15 protein-coding genes are annotated in these 18,642 nt (G+C 67.2%); 5 read left to right on the top strand and 10 right to left on the bottom strand.

Features of this window, described 5'->3' with window-relative positions:
- Nucleotides 1–536 precede the first annotated feature (536 nt).
- The gene (locus ACYVDK_RS05245) at nucleotides 537–1,151 is read right to left on the bottom strand and encodes a DUF3159 domain-containing protein (protein WP_460518948.1); all 615 of its coding nucleotides are present in this window, start codon (nucleotides 1,149–1,151) and stop codon (nucleotides 537–539) included.
- 451 nt (nucleotides 1,152–1,602) lie between these two features.
- Here ACYVDK_RS05245 and ACYVDK_RS05240 point away from each other — a divergent pair, with 451 nt between their 5' ends.
- The 3 genes from ACYVDK_RS05240 (at nucleotide 1,603) to ACYVDK_RS05230 (ending at nucleotide 6,861) form a co-directional block, all read left to right on the top strand.
- A complete protein-coding gene (locus ACYVDK_RS05240) occupies nucleotides 1,603–4,149 on the top strand; it encodes a bifunctional lysylphosphatidylglycerol flippase/synthetase MprF (RefSeq protein WP_460518945.1) in 2,547 nt (848 codons plus the stop codon).
- Nucleotides 4,149–5,891, top strand: a complete 1,743-nt coding sequence (locus ACYVDK_RS05235; protein ID WP_460518942.1) for a bifunctional 3'-5' exonuclease/DNA polymerase — start codon at nucleotides 4,149–4,151, stop codon at nucleotides 5,889–5,891. Before ACYVDK_RS05240 ends, ACYVDK_RS05235 begins: the two co-directional genes overlap by 1 nt.
- 124 nt (nucleotides 5,892–6,015) lie before the next feature.
- Nucleotides 6,016–6,861 (top strand): DUF1684 domain-containing protein, encoded by an 846-nt coding sequence (locus tag ACYVDK_RS05230; RefSeq protein WP_460518940.1) that lies wholly within the window; start codon nucleotides 6,016–6,018, stop codon nucleotides 6,859–6,861.
- 135 nt (nucleotides 6,862–6,996) lie between these two features.
- Here the strand turns inward: ACYVDK_RS05230 and ACYVDK_RS05225 are convergent, their stop codons facing one another.
- From ACYVDK_RS05225 to ACYVDK_RS05215, 3 genes are all read right to left on the bottom strand, one after another.
- A complete protein-coding gene (locus ACYVDK_RS05225) occupies nucleotides 6,997–8,274 on the bottom strand; it encodes an RNA polymerase sigma factor (protein WP_460518937.1) in 1,278 nt (425 codons plus the stop codon).
- 10 nt (nucleotides 8,275–8,284) lie between these two features.
- The gene (locus ACYVDK_RS05220) at nucleotides 8,285–8,653 is read right to left on the bottom strand and encodes a YciI family protein (RefSeq protein WP_460518934.1); all 369 of its coding nucleotides are present in this window, start codon (nucleotides 8,651–8,653) and stop codon (nucleotides 8,285–8,287) included.
- Between the two features lie 316 nt (nucleotides 8,654–8,969).
- Nucleotides 8,970–9,701: a PadR family transcriptional regulator gene (locus tag ACYVDK_RS05215; protein ID WP_460518931.1), complete on the bottom strand. Its 732-nt coding sequence runs from the start codon at nucleotides 9,699–9,701 to the stop codon at nucleotides 8,970–8,972.
- Nucleotides 9,702–9,848: 147 nt separating this feature from the next.
- Here ACYVDK_RS05215 and ACYVDK_RS05210 point away from each other — a divergent pair, with 147 nt between their 5' ends.
- The gene (locus ACYVDK_RS05210; protein ID WP_460518928.1) at nucleotides 9,849–10,352 is read left to right on the top strand and encodes a DUF3145 domain-containing protein; all 504 of its coding nucleotides are present in this window, start codon (nucleotides 9,849–9,851) and stop codon (nucleotides 10,350–10,352) included.
- A 25-nt stretch (nucleotides 10,353–10,377) separates the two neighbouring features.
- Here ACYVDK_RS05210 and ACYVDK_RS05205 read toward each other — a convergent pair whose 3' ends face one another.
- From ACYVDK_RS05205 to aceE, 6 genes are all read right to left on the bottom strand, one after another.
- Nucleotides 10,378–11,616: a beta-ketoacyl-[acyl-carrier-protein] synthase family protein gene (locus tag ACYVDK_RS05205; protein WP_460518925.1), complete on the bottom strand. Its 1,239-nt coding sequence runs from the start codon at nucleotides 11,614–11,616 to the stop codon at nucleotides 10,378–10,380.
- A gap of 95 nt (nucleotides 11,617–11,711) precedes the next feature.
- The gene (locus ACYVDK_RS05200) at nucleotides 11,712–11,960 is read right to left on the bottom strand and encodes an acyl carrier protein (RefSeq protein ID WP_460518922.1); all 249 of its coding nucleotides are present in this window, start codon (nucleotides 11,958–11,960) and stop codon (nucleotides 11,712–11,714) included.
- Between the two features lie 55 nt (nucleotides 11,961–12,015).
- On the bottom strand, nucleotides 12,016–13,020 hold the full coding sequence (locus tag ACYVDK_RS05195; protein WP_460518919.1) for a beta-ketoacyl-ACP synthase III: 1,005 nt from the start codon (nucleotides 13,018–13,020) through the stop codon (nucleotides 12,016–12,018).
- A gap of 4 nt (nucleotides 13,021–13,024) precedes the next feature.
- Nucleotides 13,025–13,951 (bottom strand): ACP S-malonyltransferase, encoded by a 927-nt coding sequence (locus ACYVDK_RS05190; protein ID WP_460518916.1) that lies wholly within the window; start codon nucleotides 13,949–13,951, stop codon nucleotides 13,025–13,027.
- An 89-nt stretch (nucleotides 13,952–14,040) separates the two neighbouring features.
- A complete protein-coding gene (locus tag ACYVDK_RS05185) occupies nucleotides 14,041–15,243 on the bottom strand; it encodes a PucR family transcriptional regulator (protein ID WP_460518913.1) in 1,203 nt (400 codons plus the stop codon).
- A 9-nt stretch (nucleotides 15,244–15,252) separates the two neighbouring features.
- Nucleotides 15,253–17,979: a pyruvate dehydrogenase (acetyl-transferring), homodimeric type gene (gene aceE / locus ACYVDK_RS05180; RefSeq protein WP_460518910.1), complete on the bottom strand. Its 2,727-nt coding sequence runs from the start codon at nucleotides 17,977–17,979 to the stop codon at nucleotides 15,253–15,255.
- Between the two features lie 195 nt (nucleotides 17,980–18,174).
- Between aceE and ACYVDK_RS05175 the strand changes: the two genes are divergently transcribed.
- On the top strand, nucleotides 18,175–18,642 hold the full coding sequence (locus ACYVDK_RS05175) for a peroxiredoxin (RefSeq protein ID WP_460518972.1): 468 nt from the start codon (nucleotides 18,175–18,177) through the stop codon (nucleotides 18,640–18,642).

The following is an 18,642-nucleotide window of genomic DNA, read 5'->3' as shown; positions in this document are numbered from 1 at the left end:
GCGACGGCACCCTCTATGACCCTGGCCACGCCCTCGCCGCTTGACAACGACATAAGGACACACACTTGAATGAAAAGCAACGTGATCACAGTGATCATATGGTCTTCAAAATCCGCGCAATTCCGCGGATTTTGCAGTGAAGCGCCCGCGTTCCAAGGCCTTGACTAGAGCATCGGACTCATAATCCGCCGGTCACGGGTTCAAGTCCCGTCCGCCCTACTTTCCGTGAGGACCGAATGCGGATCCGTCGCGTATCCCGCAGTACCGTTCAGGTCTTCGGCCCGTCGACAAGCCGCTTCGACGAATCGCGAAAGGGCCCCAGATTGTCCGCAGCGATTGAGCGCCCGCCGAGCAGGCGCAGAAGCCCAACCGCCGGCATCAGCCGAAGTCGCTGTAGCGACCCAGGTCGGCACCTGCGTTCGGTTCGTCGAGTTTGAGCAGCGTGGCACGCTACGCGCCCGGGCGTTGGAGACGCTGTTACGCCTTCATCCACGTAGCGCAGCCGAACGTATCGCGCCGACGCACGAACACGAATGTCAACTCGCCACCTGGGGCGCCGTGGTTGCATCCTTCTTGATGCGCGAGCGATACCAGCGCATTGTGAGGAGCCCGGCGACGACGACCGCGACGCCGACCAGGCGGCCGACGGCAAGGAAGACGGCCACCGGTAGGGCGAGCGCAAGCACGAGCACCGTAACGAAGTGCGCCACAAGAGTCGCGCCGACGATCGCAGTCAGCACACCGAGCTGCCGCGGGCTCATCGACCTGCGCAGGGGAGGTACCAAGGCTGCGACGGGGCGACGAATGGCGGCCGACGCCAACACCACCAAGCCGATCGGTCCGGTGAAGACTGCTTCGTGAGGTTCGAGCACGAGCGGGTTGCCGCCTGTCAGGGCGAGAAGCCCAATGAGAAGCATGAACATGACGATGGATGCCACGCCGATCGGATCGAAGCGCTGCTTGATGACGAAACCAATCGTCGTCACGATGACCGGGACGACTGCGCCGAGCAACAACGCAACAGTGTCGCTCGGTACGAGCGGGCGCGCCAGCTCGTAGACGCCGAACGGGATGACTGCGTTGAAGAACAGACTCGGCAAGAGCTTCTTCCAGGCGGCCGAACGTCGAGTCGCGTGATCTTGGGTTCGCATGACTTCGATCGTCGCGGCCCGGTCGTCAAGGCGAATCAATCTACGGGTGGACTGCGAACCAACCCGGGTGGATCTTGTGGGTGGATGTCCTCGGTTGACGATCCAGTCCAGGCGGTCGGGCGCAACCCGCGTGCGTGAGCGCCCACCATTAGTGAAATGCAGCACCGGCATTAGTGAAATGCAGCACCGACCCAACCTGTGAGGCGGCTCACGCTGGGCGGCAGCCCCGTGTGGCGGCCGTCTGTGTCGTGTGCGCCCGCTGTCACGTTTCTGAATACGCTGTTCAGCGGGGTCGTGCGGTCAGATCCGCGAGGAAGAATCGACTCGGCTGCACACGCACGCCGAAACGGAGGCGTCACATGGGCAACCGACATCGTCACCCGGTTCTCTGCGATCCGTGCTCGTGTCCTCAGTCGTCGTGTCATCCGCATGCCTTAGGGTTAGCGGTCGGATGACAGCTTCACCCACAAGCACACGTACGAAGCCGTCGGGTTCGCGCCTGCTGCGCGCTGCGCTCGACGGCGCCGCGAGCGCGCCGTTCACGATCGCCTACCTGGTCGTCGTCACGGTCGTCACACTGGTCTTGAGTACACCAGCCGGCGTGCGTGCTCCGGTGCGACGGATGCTCGGCACCGGCTTCGATCCACTGGGATTGTGGGGCCACTGGTGGAGTCCTGTCACCTCGCTGATCGTCGCCACCGATTACGTGGCGCTCGTCTTCGCGCTGGTGCTGGGCGGGATCGCATTGGCGATCAGCGAACGCCGCATGGGCACCTGGCGCACGGTCGCCGCGTTCTTCGCCACCGCCGTCGCCGCCGATGTGCTCGGCGCCACCCTCCAGACCGTGATCGGGTCGGCCGGCGGCATCTTCAACGAAGGCGTGCTCGACACACTCGTTCTCGACCCGCTGACGGGCGCGGCCGGCGCCGTCATGACGGCGAGTGCGTTTGCGTCGGTTCGCACCAGGCGGCGCATCCGGGTGCTCACGACCGTGATCGTGCTGATGTTCCTGCTGTATCGCGGCGGACCGGTCGACATGTACCGTGCGCTCGCCGTGCTGATCGGGTTCGCACTGGGCCTGGTGCTGAATCCGTCGGGCAGGTCGCGCAAGTGGGGTTGGAGTTCCCACCACGAGGTGCGCGTGCTCATGGCGTCGGTCGTGGCCACGGGCGCGATCGGGCCGATCATCGCGGCGTTGTCGAGGCATCCGCATGGTCTGCTCGCCCCGCTTGCGCTGCTGCTGGACAACGGCTCTTCTTCTGACCCGCAGGGATTGCGGGCGTGCACGGTCTATGCGGTGAGTCACTCCTGCGTGCAGGCGATCACGCTGGAGCGCATCGGCTCGTTCGGGCCGATCGTGCTCAGCGTGCTTCCCCTGCTCATGCTCATTCTGGTGAGCTGGGGGCTCGCCCGGGGGCGTCGTTTCGCTGTCGGGCTGGGCATAGCGATGAACGCCCTGCTGGCGTTCTGCGCCGCGTACTATCTCGGATTCCTGCCACGCACCGGCATCGCCGGTGTGCAGCGGCTTCCCGATCATGGCTCATGGGGCGTTGTCGCGTCCCTCGGCGCAACAGTGATAGCCCCGGTCGTGACGGCAGTGCTGCTGTTCGCCACCCGACGCAGCTTCACGGTGATGCCCACGCGGCGCTCGATCGTGCGCTATCTCACGATCGTTGGCGTCAGCGCCGGCGCCCTGATCGTGCTGTACGTGGGCCTGGGCTGGGCGCTGCGCGACATCGCCTTCGACCGGCCGATCAGCATCGGGGACCTGCTGCTCGACGCCGTCGAACGCTTCATCCCCGTCGAATTCCTGCACCGGGAGATCCCCGACTTCCTGCCGTCCTCGCTGGCAGGCCGCATCCTCTACCATGGCGTCGGACCGCTGTTCTGGCTGATCGCGATAGGTGCTGCCATCCCCCCACTGCTCGCCCGTCCTGCATCGACCGTGCACGATGCCGACCGCGCCAGGCGCATCCTCAAAACGTACGGTGGCGACCACCTGTCGTTCATGACGACGTGGCCCGACACCTCGTACTGGTTCGGACCGGAGGGGAGCACGGCTGTCGGCTACCGGGTCGTCGGCGGCGTCGCGATCACGATCGGGGCGGCGTTCGGCGATCCGGGCAGAGTGGCGGATGCCATGGCCGGCTTCGCACGCTACTGCGACGACCGCGGCTGGATCCCCGCCTTCTACAGCGTTGACGCGGGGGAGTGGGATGCCCACTTCGCCACGATCGGCTGGGATCGCCTAGTCGTTGCCGAGGAGGCCGTGATCGCGCCCCAGGCCTGGAGCACGACCGGCAAGAAGTGGCAGGACATCCGCACGGCCGTCAATCGTGCGAAGCGCGACGGCTACACACTGGAGTGGACGAGGCAGGTTGATCTGCCGCGCGAGACCGCCCGGCAGATCGCGGATCTCTCCGAGCAGTGGGTCGCTCAGAAGGAGCTCCCCGAGATGGGCTTCACGCTCGGCGGCCTCGACGAGCTGCACGACCGCGATGTCGCGCTTCTGCTCGCCAGGGACGGCGAGGGCGTGATCCAGGCGGTGACGAGTTGGATGCCCGGCTATCGCGACGGCCGCGTGCACGGCTGGACGCTGGACTTCATGCGGCGTCGCATCGACGGGCCGAACGGCGTGATGGAGTACGTGATCGCCGGTGCCGCCGAACGCGCACGCGACGACGGCATGAGCTACCTCAGCCTCTCCGCCGCACCTCTGGCGAGGACGACGACAGCGGATTCCCCCGACAGCGCGGTCGAGGCCGTCCTGGCGATGCTCGCTTCCTCTTTGGAGGCGATGTACGGCTTCCGCTCCCTGCTGTCGTTCAAACGCAAGTTCCAGCCCGAGCTGCGGCCGCTCATCCTCGCCTACCCGGACCCGGTCGCGCTGCCGGCCATCGGGCTTGCGCTGCTGCGCGCCTATCTGCCGGGGCTCACAGTTCGCGACGCCGTGGCCCTGCTCGGCCGACAGCGCAGCGAGGCTGCGCCCACGCGCTGATGCCCTCCCACCTCGTCGCACGACGAAGGGGCGGCGGCATCGCTGTCACGGGTCTCGGGGCCGACGTTGGGGAGGCGACCGATATCGAATTGGCCAGCGCGGAGTGGCCGGACTACGTCAGGAGCACAGAGCCGACACAGACGCGCTGGGCATGGAACAGCACCCGATCCTGGTACCCGCGACTGCTCTCGGACGGCATCCGGGTGGCCCGTTGCGTCGATCTCGCGCTCTGCGGCACGATCCTGCGCGCCGCCACCGCAACGGCACATTCTCCGCTGCACGACGCCGCACCGGCGTGGCCCGCACACGATCCTGTGCGCGAACCCGTCGCCGACGACGCGCTGTTCCTGCTCGACGACCCCGCTCGCCCCGAGGCAGAAGCCGACGAGGTGGCGGAGCTGCACGCCCAACTCGACGCCGTCGCATCCATCACGGATCGGGCGGCCGCATCCCGCCTGCGCCTGCTTCTGGCCGCCGAGTCCGCCGGTTCGCTGGTCGCCGCGGAGCTTCGGCACGCCGGCCTTCCGTGGCGCGCCGACGTGCACGAACGCCTTCTCATCGAGCTGCTCGGCCCGCGCGACCCGCTCGGCGGGCGGCCTGAGCGCATGGAAGCCCTGGTCGCGCAGATCCGCGCCGGCCTGGATGCGCCGAAGCTCAACCCCGATTCGCCCGGCGACCTCGTGAAGGCTCTGCAGCGGGCCGGCATCAATGCGTCCAGCACACGAGCGTGGGAGCTGCGCGAAGTCGAGCATCCGGCCATGCCCGTCGTGCTGGAGTACAAGAAGCTCGCCAGGCTGTACACAGCCAACGGCTGGGCTTGGTTGGATGCCTGGGTGCACGATGGACGCTTCCGTCCGGACTACCTGCCGGGAGGCGTGGTGACCGGGCGGTGGGCGACGAGCGGCGGCGGCGCATTGCAGCTGCCGAAGCAGGTGCGTCGTGCGGTGGTCGCGGACCCGGGATGGAAGCTGGTCGTGGCCGATGCCGCACAGCTCGAGCCGCGCATCCTCGCGGGTCTTGCCCACGACGAACGGATGGCGGCCGCCGGGCGCGGCCGCGACCTCTACGACGGACTCGTCGCATCCGGCGTCGTCGACAGCAGGCAGCACGCGAAGGTGGGCATGCTCGCCGCCATGTACGGCGGCACGACGGGCGACGGCGCCAGGGTGCTTCCGCGCCTGGCGCGCGCATACCCACGGGCTCTCTCGCTGGTCGCGGACGCGGCGGCCGCAGGGGAGCGCGGCGATCGGGTGAGCACGCTACTCGGCCGCACGTCCCCCCTGCCGTCGGAGGAGTGGCGCTCCGGGCAACGAGCCGCGTCGCTTCCGGGCGCCACTGCCGAGCAGGAGCGCCGAGCACGCTCCCGCGCCAGGGACTGGGGCCGCTTCACCCGCAACTTCGTGGTGCAGGGTACGGCCGCGGAGTGGGCACTGTGCTGGATGGCCGAGTTGCGCAATCGCCTAGTCGAGCTCGTCGGCGACGTGCCTGGTGGTGCAGCAGCGCCGTTCGACCGTAGCCGCCCATCTCGTGTATTTCCTGCACGACGAGGTCGTGGTGCACGCGCCCGCAGAGGTCGCGGACGAGGCTGCCGCCGCCGTCCGGGAGTCAGCGCGAGCGGCCGGGCGTCTCTTGTTCGGCGACTTCCCCGTCGAGTTCCCGCTCAGTGTCGGCATCGTCGACAGCTACGACCAGGCGAAGTGACGACGCAATATCCGCATCCGTCCCGGCGTTGCAGTTCGTGAGCGAAGCAGTTCAGGGGCCGAAGTCCAGACACCGACACAGCCCCGAGTCCGAATCGGTCCCCGGACCGAAAGCGCCCCGGGACCGAGATAGCACTGACGCAACCCGATATCAGAGGATGGATCCATGACCGACACCGCCGCAGCACCCTCGACCGATCCCGCCAAGCTCCTCGCGAACTTCCACGAGCGTCGGGAGTACTCGGTGCTGCAGCCGACCGGCAACCTGGCCCTGGTGAACACGCAGTGGATCACGGATGCCACGCCTCAGCCGGTCTGGGGCGCGGCGGGTCTCTGGTCGCCGCTGCCTGCCGGTGAGTCCGGCCTCGAGGTGACGGCAACAGCGGCAGACGGCGTTGTCGTCGACGGTGCCGTGGTCGACGGTGCCGTCGTCGTGCGAGGCAAGGACACCGACGACCCGAGCACCGTCGCGTTCAGCGACTCCGTGACGGGAACCGTCATCGGCAACGAGGCGGGCGAGTACGCGCTTCGGGTATGGGACGTCCGGTCGGAGGGCATCCAGGAGTTCGGGGCAATCGACGTGTTCCCGTACAACCCGGAGTGGGTCATCCAGGCGACGTTCACCCCGGTCGATGGCCTGTCCGTCGGCTTCGAGCACCTCAAAGACGAGGGCGCGACCCGCGAGCTGGCGATCCCCGGCGAGATCACGTTCAACAAGGACGGCGTGGCCTACGATCTGGCAGCGTTCAAGGCCGGGAGGGCGCTCCAACTCGTGTTCTCCGACGCCACGAGCGGGGACGACACCTACTCCGTCGGCCGCTTCCTGTTCGTTGCGCCGAACCCCGACGGCACGATCACGCTCGACTTCAACCGGGCCATCCTGCCGCCCTGTGCGTTCAGCTACGCCTTCAACTGCCCGATGCCGCCGAAGCAGAACCGGTTCGCGGTGCGCATCGAGGCGGGGGAGAAGAACGTGCTGAAGAAGGACGGCTCTCTGCTGCACGAGTTCTGATGCTGCACGAGTTCTGATGCTGTGCAGGTACTCCTGCTCTGCAGCTACTCCTCCTGTGCGAGCTCTGATCCTGAACAGTTCTGACCGACCCGGCCGCGCCCGATTTTGTCGCAGGCCGACGGCGGACGTCTGCACTCAGTTGAACGGAACCGCCTCGCTCGCCCTCCGCAGCAGCTCGTTGCGCTCTCGTTCGTTCGCCGTCAACGACGCAGCGGTGATGAACGCCTGCCGCGCCTCGGAGTGCCTCCCGAGTCGCTCCAAGAGGTCTCCGCGCACGGCAGGCAGCAGGGCGTACGTCGACAGCGACTTCTCCGTGCTGAGTGGTTCCAGCGCCTCGAGGCCGGCCTGCGGCCCGTAAGCCATGCCGACAGCGACCGCTCGGTTCAGCTCGACCACGGGTGACGGCATCCGTTCCACGAGAGCGTCATAGAGGCCGGCGATCTGCGGCCAGTCGGTGTCGTCGGCGCTCGGGGCTATGGCGTGACAGGCAGCGATCGCCGCCTGCAACGCGTATGGACCGCGCGCACCACCGAGCTCATCCGCGCGCGCAAGCGCCGCGAGGCCGTGCGCGATCAACAGCCTGTCCCATGCGGCGCGGTCCTGCGCCGCCAGAGGCACCGCGGCGCCATCTTCCGCCCGGCGCGCCGCGAACCGAGACGCGTGCAGTTCCATCAGCGCCACGAGCGCGTGCACCTCGGCATGGTCAGGCACGAGTTCGGCGAGCACACGGCCCAGCCGCATCGCCTCCTCGGCCAGAGTCGGGCGCATCCACTCGTCGCCGAAGGTCGCCGCATAGCCCTCGTTGAACACGAGGTACACGACCTCGAGCACCGACCCCAGCCGCTCGTCGAACTCGTCGCGATCCGGCACCTCGAACGGCACGTTCGCCGCTGCGAGCGCTCGTTTCGCCCGTGTGATGCGCTGGCCGATCGTGGTCGGCGGCACGAGGTAGGCGTGGGCGATCTCCTCCGTCGTGAGCCCGCAGAGCACGCGCAGCGCCAGAGCGACGCGCGAGGGCGCCGGAAGCACCGGATCGCAGCAGACGAAGACCAGTCGCAGGAGGTCATCGTCGATGCGGGTCTCATCCGGTTCGGCGGTCTCGTCGTCGCCAGCCCCGACCGCGGCGATCAGTCTGTACTTCTCGGCTGCACGCTCGTCGCGGCGCCACGCGTCGATCGCGCGCCGCTTGGCCACCGAGGTCAGCCAGGCAGCGGGATTGCGCGGGATGCCCGTGCGCGGCCACGACTGCATCGCCTCCACCAGGGCGTCCTGGGCGAGATCCTCGGCCCGGCCGAGGTCGCCCACCATCCTGGCCAGCGTCGCGACCACTTTGGCAGCCTCCAGGCGCCACACCGTCTCGATCTCCCGCGCCACCGTCGCCGCGTCTGCCTGCGTCACTTCGTCCGATGCCACCGCGCCCCCTTCATCGCGCACTCCCGATCGCTCGACGGAGCACGTTCGTGTCGAATCGGTCCACGATCCCGCGCACTTCGATGCATCCGTCGGTCGCAGGGCACCGTCTCGCCCATTCGACGGCCTCGTCCCGCGACGCGACTTGCAGCATCCACATCGCGACCGGCATGGGCTCGTGCCGGAAACGATCGGCGACAGTTCGCCGCGCGCCGTCGCAAGCGACGAGCACGCCGGAACCGCGCTCGAGGTGTTCACCCGCCAGCAGAACTCCGGCCCTGATGAGCCGCTCGTCGTATGCCCTCATGGCTTTCCGCTCCGCCTCGCCCTGTGACAGATCCTCCACTGACTCGGATGCCCGCAGCATCAGCATGTACTTCATTCCTCATCCCCGCCTCGTACGACGCCGTCGTGACGGCCGCGCATCGATCAGCGCTCGTCATGACGTCGAACGGGTGCCGCCGGTTTCGACACGACTGCGCTGTCCCCGTGTGGATTCGACAGTCGTATGGGCGGCTGCGACCGTGCGGCTCCGCCCCCTCCTGGTGATCATCACGGCCCCGGCCAGCAGATAGAGCACGCCCTGCGCCTCCAGCAACACAAGCAGCCCCGTCAACGGCTGCAAGACTCCCGCAGCGAGCAGACCGAGCTCGGCATCCGTGCCGTTCAGACTGTCCGTGACGTCAGCACGAGCCGCGTCACCTCGTCGCGACGTCGCGCGCGGACCGCGCGATCGTGCCGGCCTCTGGCATACCCGCCTCGATGTTCCTCGCCGGCCGGCCACGCTTCGGCGACTCCGCCGCGAGCGGCACACCGTCGCCCATTCCGCGCTCCCGGGCGCTCCGCAGCCGCGAAACGACATCCTGGAGCCACCGCAGCTCCGCCTCCGCAAATGCGACACGGGAGTCGAGTACGAGCAATTCTGCGAGCTGCTCGGGATTCGTCGGAGGCGAGACTGCGGACCGTGCTGCGATCAGGTCTGCGAGCGCAAGCCCGGTCGTCACACGCTGCTGGGCCACCACTTCGCGCGCATCGACGCCTGGCAGCGTCGCAGCCAGCGCCAGCTTGATCGCCAGTTCGTCGCGCACAGTTCCGGAGTCCCGCGCCACTGGCGATCTCAGCCAGTCTGCGACTGCGGTGCTGCCGGCATCCGTGATCTTGTAGAACACGTGGCCCTGCGCGTCGGTTCCGGCCTTCTGCACCAGACCGTCACGCTCCAGCCGGTCGAGAGTGTTGTAGATCTGACCGACGTTGAGCGGCCACGCCGATCCGGTCCGCCGATCGAACTCCGTTCGCAGCTGGTAGCCGTAACACGGCCCCTGATCGAGGATGGCGAGAATGCTCTGGCGAACGGACAACGGCGCTCCCGGCGATGAGTCGTACTGGCTGTATACGCGGTATTGATATACCCGGAATGCGTTTGTGGCCAAGGCGACTCGCCGCTGATGCATACTCGGGATCCGCGCCCCGCTAATCACAGTCTTGTGATTCCGCCCCCCATCGGGAGATAATGCTTCGGTCAGTGTTCATCGTTCGTGGTCGTAGGGGAAGACGCACCAGATCGAACGGAGGACACCATGGCGTCAATAAAGGCTCGAGGGGTGCTCTACGTGCACTCCTCTCCTCGCGCGCTCTGCCCCCACCTGGAGTGGTCGGTCGGGCGCGCCCTCGAACGCCCGGTCAACTTCCAGTGGCAGAAGCAGCCGGTGCTGCCCGGCGCGCTGCGTAGCGAGTTCTTCTGGGAGGGCGAGCGCGGCACAGCGGCACGTATCGCCTCCGGACTGCTCGGCTGGCAGCACCTTCGATTCGAGGTGACGGAGGATGCCGGCCTCGGCACGGACGGCGGCCGCTGGATCCACACGCCCTCGCTCGGCATCTTCCACGCGCAGACCGACACCGCCGGCAACACCGTGATCCCCGAGGATCGCGTGCGCTATGCGATGGAACTCGCCGGTTCGAGCGCCCACGACCTGCAGCACGAGCTGAGGCTGGCGCTTGGTCAGGCATGGGACGACGAACTGGAACCGTTCCGGCACGCGAGCGACGACGCTCCCGTCATCTGGCTGCACAAGGTCGGCTAGAAGGCTTGGAGCGGTCGCCGCGTGATCAGTCGACGCTGCGGAACGCGACGACCGCGTTGTGCCCGCCGAACCCGAACGAGTTCGACACGGCCAGCTGCGGCCCATTGCCAAGCGTCTGTGGCTCGCCTGAGACCGACAGCGGGATCTCCGGATCCTGCTGCGTGATGTTGATCGTCGGTGGTGCCACGCGGTCGTGCAGGGCCAGCACGGTGAACAGCGCCTCGAGAGCACCCGTTCCACCCAGCAGATGCCCTGTGGATGCCTTGGTCGCAGACGTGGGAATGTCGTCCACCCGATCGCCGAACACCGAGCGGAGTGCGACGTACTCCGCGATATCGCCCACCGGCGTGCTCGTCGCATGCGCGTTGATGTGGGTCACCTGGTCCGGCGTCCCCTCCGCGCGCTCGAGCGCGGCCAGGAGCGCTCGTCTGGCACCCTTGCCCTCGGGGTCGTTCGCAGTGATGTGATAGGCATCCGCACTCACCCCTCCGCCGGCGAGTTCCGCGTAGATCCGGGCTCCGCGCGCCAGAGCGTGTTCCTCGGTCTCCAGCACGAGGCTGGCTGCGCCCTCGCCCATCACGAACCCGTCGCGGTCGATGCTGTACGGCCGGGAGGCGTGTTCCGGGTCGTCGTTGCGCTTCGACATGGCCTGAGCCGAGGCGAATGCCGCCATCGTGATCGGGTGGATGGCGGACTCGGTGCCACCGGCGATCACGACATCGGCGAGATCGAGCTGGAGATGCTCGTAGGCGTTCACGATGGACTCGGTGCTGGATGCGCATGCGGATGCCGTCGTGCGCGCGAAAGCGCGGGCATGGAAATGCATCGATACGGCCGCTGCCGGCGCGTTCGGCATCAACATCGGAACGGTCAGTGGCATGACGCGGCGTGGACCGCGCTCGCGAAGCGTGTCCCAGGCATCCAACAGCGTCCACACACCGCCGATGCCGGTCGCGTAGTCCACTCCGAGGCGGTCAGGGTCGACGTCGGGCGCACCGGCATCGGCCCATGCCTCCTTCGCCGAGACCAGCGCGAACTGCGCCGCCGGGTCGAGACGCTTCGCGACTGGGCGCTCGAGCACGGTCTCCGGCCGCACCTTCGCCTCTGCGGCGAACGTGATGGGCAGTTCGTACTTCCCGACCCACTCGTAGCCGAGTGTGTGCGTTCCGGACTCGCCCGCCAGCAGTGCGTTCCAGCTTTCGACAGCCGTTCCGCCCAGAGGGGAGCTGGCACCGATACCGGTGACGACGATCTTCTTGGTCATGAGTCTCTTCAGCCTCGGGCGCACGAGAAGCGCCGTTTCGTGGTGAATGGAACGTAATGTGCCGTCGGCGCGACTCACGCCGCGCCGACGGATGATCAGGCCTGGGCGTTGACGATGAAGTCGACGGCGTCACCAACGGTCTTGAGGTTCTTGACCTCTTCGTCGGGGATCTTGACGTCGAACTTGTCCTCGGCGTTGACCACGATCGTCATCATCGAGATCGAGTCGATGTCGAGGTCGTCGGTGAAGGACTTGTCCAGCTCGACCGTGTCGGTCGCGATGCCGGTCTCGTCGTTGATGAGCTCGGCCAGACCGGCCAGGACCTCTTCGCGGGAAAGTGCCATTTCTTCGTTTCTCCTTGGGATGTCGGGTGACAGCAGAACAGTCTAAGTGGGCTGTTCAGGGCAGCACGACGACCTGCGCCCCGAACACGAGGCCGGCGCCGAAGCCGATTTGCAGAGCGAGCGTGCCGCTCAGTTCCGGATGTTCCGCCAGCAGCCGGTGGGCGGCGAGCGGAATCGAGGCGGCTGACGTATTGCCGGTCGTCTCGATGTCGCGGGCGATGACGACGGACTCGGGGAGCTTGAGCTGCTTCGCGAACTCGTCGATGATGCGCATGTTCGCCTGGTGCGGAACGAACGCGGAGAGGTCGGCGGGCGTGATCCCTGCCGCCTCGATCGCTCGTCTGGCGACCTTCGCCATCTCCCACACCGCCCACCGGAACACGGATGGTCCGTCCTGCCACAGCGTGGGCCATGACGCGTCGCCGTCGCGGAACTCGATCAGTGTGTGATCCATGCCAACGGCATCCGCCCGAGAACCGTCGGAGCCCCACACTGTCGGGGCTATGCCTGGCACGTCGCTCGGGCCGATCACCGCCGCGCCCGCGCCGTCGCCGAGCAAGAACGAGATGCTTCGGTCGGCGGGGTCCACTACGTCGGAGAGCTTTTCCGCCCCGATCACGAGCGCGTAATGCCCAGCACCCGCACGAATCAGCGCGTCGGCTTGCGCGATGGCGTATGCATAACCGGCGCACGCGGCGTTCACGTCGTATGCGGCAGCGGGATTCGCTCCGACGCGATCTGCGACGACCGCGGACATCGAAGGCGTCTGCCGAACGTTGCTGATGGTCGCGATGAGCACGAGATCGATCTCGGCGGGTGCGACACCTGACTTCTCGATCGCCTCGTGGGCGGCTTCCGTCGCCAGATCGATCGCCAGCACGTCGCGCGGAGCCCTGGCCCTCGTGACGATCCCGGTGCGCTGCCTGATCCACTCGTCGGACGAGTTGATCGGCCCGACGAGGTCGTCGTTCGGCACGGCCATGCTGCCGCGTGCGGCGCCGAAGGCGAGGATACGCGTGTACTGGGCGCCGGTCGACTGACGGAGGCGAGGTGCGCTCATCGGCTCAGGCGCCGCTTCCGGCGTTGAGAAGATCAAGCGCGGTGGCCACATCGTCCGGCGTCTTGATGGCCACGGTGGGCACGCCCTTCAGCCCCCGCCTGGCGAGACCGGTAAGAGCACCGCCCGGCGTCAACTCGATCAGGCCGGTGATGCCTGCCAGCTCGAAGGATGCCATGCACAGGTCCCAGCGCACTGGAGACGCGACCTGCCCCACCATCAGCTCGAGGAACTCCGTTCCTGAGTCGACGACCGAACCGTCGCGGTTGGTCCAGATCGTCAGAGCCGGGTCGTGAGCCGTGAAGTTCGCGGCCTCTTCGGCCAGCCCGTCGCGTGCAGACTGCATGTAGCGGGTGTGAAAGGCACCAGCGACCTGAAGGGGCACCACACGTGTCCCGCGCAGCGGCTCCTCGCCGAGGCGCGCGAGCGAGTCCAGGTCACCCGCGACCACGATCTGTCCGCCGCCGTTGTAGTTCGCGGGTTCGAGGCCGAAGCCTGCGACGTATTCGACGACGGCATCCTGGTCGCCTCCCAGCACTGCGCTCATGCCGGTGGGAGCGGATGCCGCAGCATCGGCCATCAGCAGCGCGCGTGCACGCACGAACCGCAGAGCGTCTTCTTCAGACAGAATGCCCGCACCCGCGGCGGCAGCGGCCTCACCCACGGAGTGGCCGGCGATGCCGGCGACCACGGCGCCCGGTGCTGCCGCGCGGAGCGCTCGCAGTGCGAGCAGACTGGCCGCGACGATGAGCGGCTGAGCGAGAGCGGTGTCGCGAATCGTCTCGGCATCGGACTCCGTGCCGTGCTTCGCCAGATCGACGCCGGCGACCTCCGAGTAGTGGGCGACGAGGTCACGCGAGGCGGCATCCTGCAGCCAAGGCGCGAGGAAACCAGGAGTTTGCGAGCCCTGTCCGGGGCAGGCGACGACAATCACTGCTCTAGTCTGCCAATCCTGAGTACGCTGCCCGTGTCGATCATCCATGAACTCGGGCGGAATCGTTTGTCGGTGTCGTACAGCACACGTCATCGCCGCCGTATGGGCGCATCCGGTTCGTTGATCGAGCCGACGATGAGTGCCGCCTGCAGGATGAGCGCCTCACGGGCTCCTGTCGCGTCCCAGCCGATCACATCCGTGACCCGTTTGAGTCGGTAGCGCACCGTATTCGGATGCACGAAGAGCTCGCGCGCCGTCGCCTCCAGCGACCGGCCGTTGTCGAGGTAACTCCAGAGCGTGTTCAGCAGCTCGGGGGAGTGCGCCTGCAGCGGCCGGTAGATGCGGTTGACGAGCGTGCTCCTGGCAAGCGGATCGCCGGCGAACGCGCGTTCGGGCAGCAGGTCGTTCGCGTGCACCGGTCGCGGGCAGTTGCGCCACCCCTTCGCCACGGCGAACCCGGCAAGGGCCGCTCGGGCGCTCTTGGATGCGTCGACGAGCCCCGGCACCTCGTGCCCGAGCACGAGATGGCCCGGCCCGAACTGCGGTTCCAGTTGCTCCGCGATCTCCATGAACCCGATCGAGTTCGAGGGGCCGACCTCCTCGGGTTCGCTCGCCCTCGGCTGTGCGCGCCCGATCACCAGCACCAGGCGGGAGCCCTGCACGCCGATGAGCACGTCTGCGCTCATGTGCCGCGCAATGCGCCGCAGCTGGTCGACGTCCAGCTGCTTCGGCGCCGTACCGACCAGAACGCTGACCTCGCCATGGCCGTGCCAGCCGAGCGCCGCGATCCTGCTGGGCAGCTCGTCGTCGTATTCCCCGGTGAGGATCGAATCCACCACGAGAGCTTCCAGACGCGCGTCCCACAGTCCGCGGGCCTCCGCGGCACGTGCGTAGACATCCGCGGCCGCGAAAGCGATCTCCCGCGAATACAGCAGGATGGCCTCGCCGAGCTCCTCGTTGCCACTCGTGCGCACGCGGTCCTCGACCACCTCGACGACGACGCGGATGAGCTGAAGCGTCTGCTGCAGCGACACGGACCGCAAGAGCTCGCGGGGCGCCGCCCCGAACACGTCGGCGGCGATCCACGGCGTAGAGCGTGGGTCGTCGAACCATGAAATGAAGGACGTGATGCCGGCCTGCGCCACGAGCCCGACAGCCGACCGCCGACCCGGCGGCATCTCGCCGTACCAGGGCAGCGTGTCCTCGAGCCGTTTCAGCGTCGCCGTTGCGAGTTCGCCCGAGATCTTACGCAGCCACGCGAGCGTCTCCTCTTTGCTCCTCGGCTTCGCCACGCCCGCTGCCTAGCTCTCGCCGCCGGCGACTCCCGTGGTGCCCGCATTGACGTCGTAGAGCCGGTAGCGCTCGATCGCCTGTGCGGGCACCGACGGGTCCACCTCGCCGCGCGCGGCGAGCAGCTCAAGCGCACGCACCACCATCGACGGACCGTCGATCGTGAAGAACCGCCTCGCCGCGGCCCGGGTGTCCGAGAACCCGAAGTCGTCAGCGCCGAGCGTCGCGAACTCGCCAGGCACGTAGGCGCGGATCTGGTCCGGCACCGAGTGCGCGTAGTCGGTGGTGGCGATGAACGGTCCCTGCGCGTCGGCGAGCCTGCTCGTCAAGTAGGGAACGCGCTTCTCCTGACCCGGGTTCAAGAAGTTGTGCTCGTCGGCGGCGAGGCCGTCGCGACGCAACTCGTTCCAGCTCGTCACGCTCCAGACATCCGCTCGAACGCCCCAGTCGTCGGCCAGCAGCTTCTGCGCCTCCAGCGCCCAGGGCACCGCGACACCGGATGCCAGCAGTTGCGCACGCGGACCCTCGCCGGCGGCGCTGCTCAACTTGTAGATTCCGCGAACGACGCCTTCCACGTCGAGGTTCTCCGGCTCTGCCGGCTGCACCATCGGCTCGTTGTACACCGTGAGGTAGTACATGACGTTCGGGTCGGGGTGGTTGCCGCCGTACATGCGCTCGATGCCGCTGCGCACGATGTGGCCGATCTCGTAGCCGTATGCCGGGTCGTAGGAGACGACGGCCGGATTCGTGGCCGCCATCATCGGCGAGTGCCCGTCCGCGTGCTGCAGACCCTCACCGGTGAGGGTCGTGCGCCCCGCGGTGGCTCCTATGATGAACCCTCTGGCCATCTGGTCACCGGCCGCCCACATGGCATCCCCTGTGCGCTGGAACCCGAACATCGAGTAGAACACGTAGATCGGGATCAGTGGCTCGCCGTGCGTGGCGTATGAGGTCCCCACGTTCGTGAACGCCGCCATCGCGCCGGCCTCGTTGATGCCGACGTGGATGATCTGGCCCTGAGCGCTCTCCTTGTACGACAGGAGAAGCTCGCGGTCCACCGACGTGTAGTGCTGCCCGTTCGGGTTGTAGATCTTCGCGTTCGGGAAGAACGCGTCGATTCCGAAGGTCCGGGCTTCGTCGGGGATGATGGGCACGATGCGGTGCCCGAAGTCCTTCGCCCGCAGCAGGTCCTTCAGCAGGCGCACGAACGCCATCGTCGTGGCCACCTCCTGCGTTCCCGAGCCCTTCTTCGAGATCGCGTACGCGTTATCGTCGGGCAGCGGGATCTGGGTGTGCTTCGTACGACGCTCCGGGATGAACCCGCCGAGCGCGCGGCGACGCTCCAGCATGTACTGGATGGCCTCGTCGTTCTCGCCCGGGTTGTAGTACGGCGGCAGGTACGGGTTCTCGGCGAGCTGCTCATCCGTGATCGGGATGTGCATGGAGTCGCGGAACTTCTTGAGGTCCTCCAGCGTCATCTTCTTCATCTGATGGGTCGCGTTGCGGCCCTCGAAGTGCGGACCGAGGCCGTAGCCCTTGATGGTCTTGGCGATGATGACCGTCGGCTGGCCCTTGTGCTCGAGTGCGGCCTGGAACGCTGCGTACACCTTGCGGTAGTCGTGGCCGCCGCGTTTGAGGTTCCAGATCTGCTCATCGGTGTAGTCCTTGACGAGCTCGAGCGCACGGGGGTCTTTGCCGAAGAACTGATCGCGCACATACGCGCCGTTCTCTGCCTTGTACGTCTGGTAGTCGCCGTCAGGCGTCGTGTTCATGACGTTCAGCAGAGCGCCCTCGGTGTCGCGCGACAGCAGCGCATCCCACTCCCGGCCCCAGATCACCTTGATCACGTTCCATCCCGCCCCGCGGAAGAAGCTCTCCAGTTCCTGGATGATCTTGCCGTTGCCGCGCACCGGCCCGTCGAGGCGCTGGAGGTTGGCGTTGACGACGAACGTGAGGTTGTCGAGGCCCTCGTTCGCGGCCACCTGAAGCTGGCCGCGGCTCTCCACTTCGTCCATCTCGCCGTCGCCGAGGAAGGCCCAGACATGCTGGTCGGAGGCATCCTTGATGCCTCGGTTCGTCAGGTACTTGTTGAGCTGAGCCTGGTAAATCGCGTTGATCGGGCCGAGTCCCATGGAGACGGTCGGGAACTGCCAGAACTCCGGCATCAGCCGCGGGTGCGGATACGACGAGAGCCCGTTCGGCGCGTGCGACTTCTCCTGGCGGAAGCCGTCGAGCTGGTCGGCAGTGAGCCGTCCCTCGAGGAATGCACGTGCGTAGGTGCCGGGGGAGGCATGCCCCTGGATGAAGATCTGGTCGCCGCCGCCCGGGTGGTCCTGTCCCCGGAAGAAGTGGTTGAACCCCACCTCGTAGAGCGCTGCGCTGGATGCGTAGGTCGAGATGTGCCCGCCCACGGCGATTCCGGGGCGCTGTGCGCGGTGCACGAGGATGGCCGCGTTCCAGCGGATCCACGCCCGGTAACGGCGTTCGATGTCCTCGTCACCGGGGAAGTGCGGCTCGTTCTCTGGGGCGATCGTGTTGATGTAATCCGTCGTCGGAACCATCGGGACGCCGAGGTGGAGCTCCTTCGACCGCTTCAAGAGGTTCAGCATGATCTCCCGAGCACGCTGGCGGCCCTCCGCTGCCACGAGAGCGTCGAGGGACTCCTGCCATTCGGCGGTCTCCTCAGGGTCCGAGTCGATGTAGTTCATCGAATACGGGTCCTGGTCGTTGACAGTCACCGCGACCTCTTTCTTTGTGTGGATCGATCGTGGGTCGCGCTCGGCACTGTCGGGTTGCGACAGTCGGCGCGCCGTACGCAACTCTAGCGTCGCAGGCGACGGCCTGTGGCCTGCGGTCTATGCTGTCGTACCGTGTGCGTGCGTCGCACGGACGACGGATGGACGACGACACTCGCCGGTGCGAAAGGAGAGACGGTGGCTCTGGAGAACGACACTCAGGCACCTGATTTCGAGCTGCCCAACCAGTTCGGCGAGCACGTTCGGCTCAGCGACTTCAGGGGCAGGAGCGCCGTCGCTCTCGTCTTCTTCCCTCTCGCGTTCTCCGGTACGTGCACTGGGGAGCTCTGCGAGTTGCGCGACAACCTCGAGCTGTTCCGTGCGGACGGTGTGGAACTGATCGGCATCTCGGTCGACTCCAAGTTCACTTTGCGCGCCTGGGCCGAGCACGAGGGATACCGGTTCACTCTGCTCAGTGACTTCTGGCCGCACGGCGACACGGCCAAGCAGTACGGCGTCTTCCTCGAAGACAAGGGTTTCGCGAATCGCGCGACGTTCCTCATCGACTCTGCCGGCATCATCCGCGAGAGCTTCATCACTGCTCCCGGAGAGGCGCGCACGCTGGCGGCGTACCGTATCGCGCTCGAGGAGCTGAAGGCCGCCTGA

Source organism: Humibacter antri (assembly GCF_054777235.1).
The sequence above is the reverse complement of the archived record's forward strand: the minus strand, read 5'-3'. Positions and strand labels throughout refer to the sequence as shown.

Bases quoted from the DNA above. Each gene is read 5' to 3' on its own strand.
- ACYVDK_RS05245 (WP_460518948.1), bottom strand. From the start codon at position 1,151: ATGCGAACCCAAGATCACGCGACTCGACGTTCGGCCGCCTGGAAGAAG.
- ACYVDK_RS05240 (WP_460518945.1), top strand. From the start codon at position 1,603: ATGACAGCTTCACCCACAAGCACACGTACGAAGCCGTCGGGTTCGCGC.
- ACYVDK_RS05235 (WP_460518942.1), top strand. From the start codon at position 4,149: ATGCCCTCCCACCTCGTCGCACGACGAAGGGGCGGCGGCATCGCTGTC.
- ACYVDK_RS05230 (WP_460518940.1), top strand. From the start codon at position 6,016: ATGACCGACACCGCCGCAGCACCCTCGACCGATCCCGCCAAGCTCCTC.
- ACYVDK_RS05220 (WP_460518934.1), bottom strand. From the start codon at position 8,653: ATGAAGTACATGCTGATGCTGCGGGCATCCGAGTCAGTGGAGGATCTG.
- ACYVDK_RS05210 (WP_460518928.1), top strand. From the start codon at position 9,849: ATGGCGTCAATAAAGGCTCGAGGGGTGCTCTACGTGCACTCCTCTCCT.
- ACYVDK_RS05205 (WP_460518925.1), bottom strand. From the start codon at position 11,616: ATGACCAAGAAGATCGTCGTCACCGGTATCGGTGCCAGCTCCCCTCTG.
- ACYVDK_RS05200 (WP_460518922.1), bottom strand. From the start codon at position 11,960: ATGGCACTTTCCCGCGAAGAGGTCCTGGCCGGTCTGGCCGAGCTCATC.
- ACYVDK_RS05195 (WP_460518919.1), bottom strand. From the start codon at position 13,020: ATGAGCGCACCTCGCCTCCGTCAGTCGACCGGCGCCCAGTACACGCGT.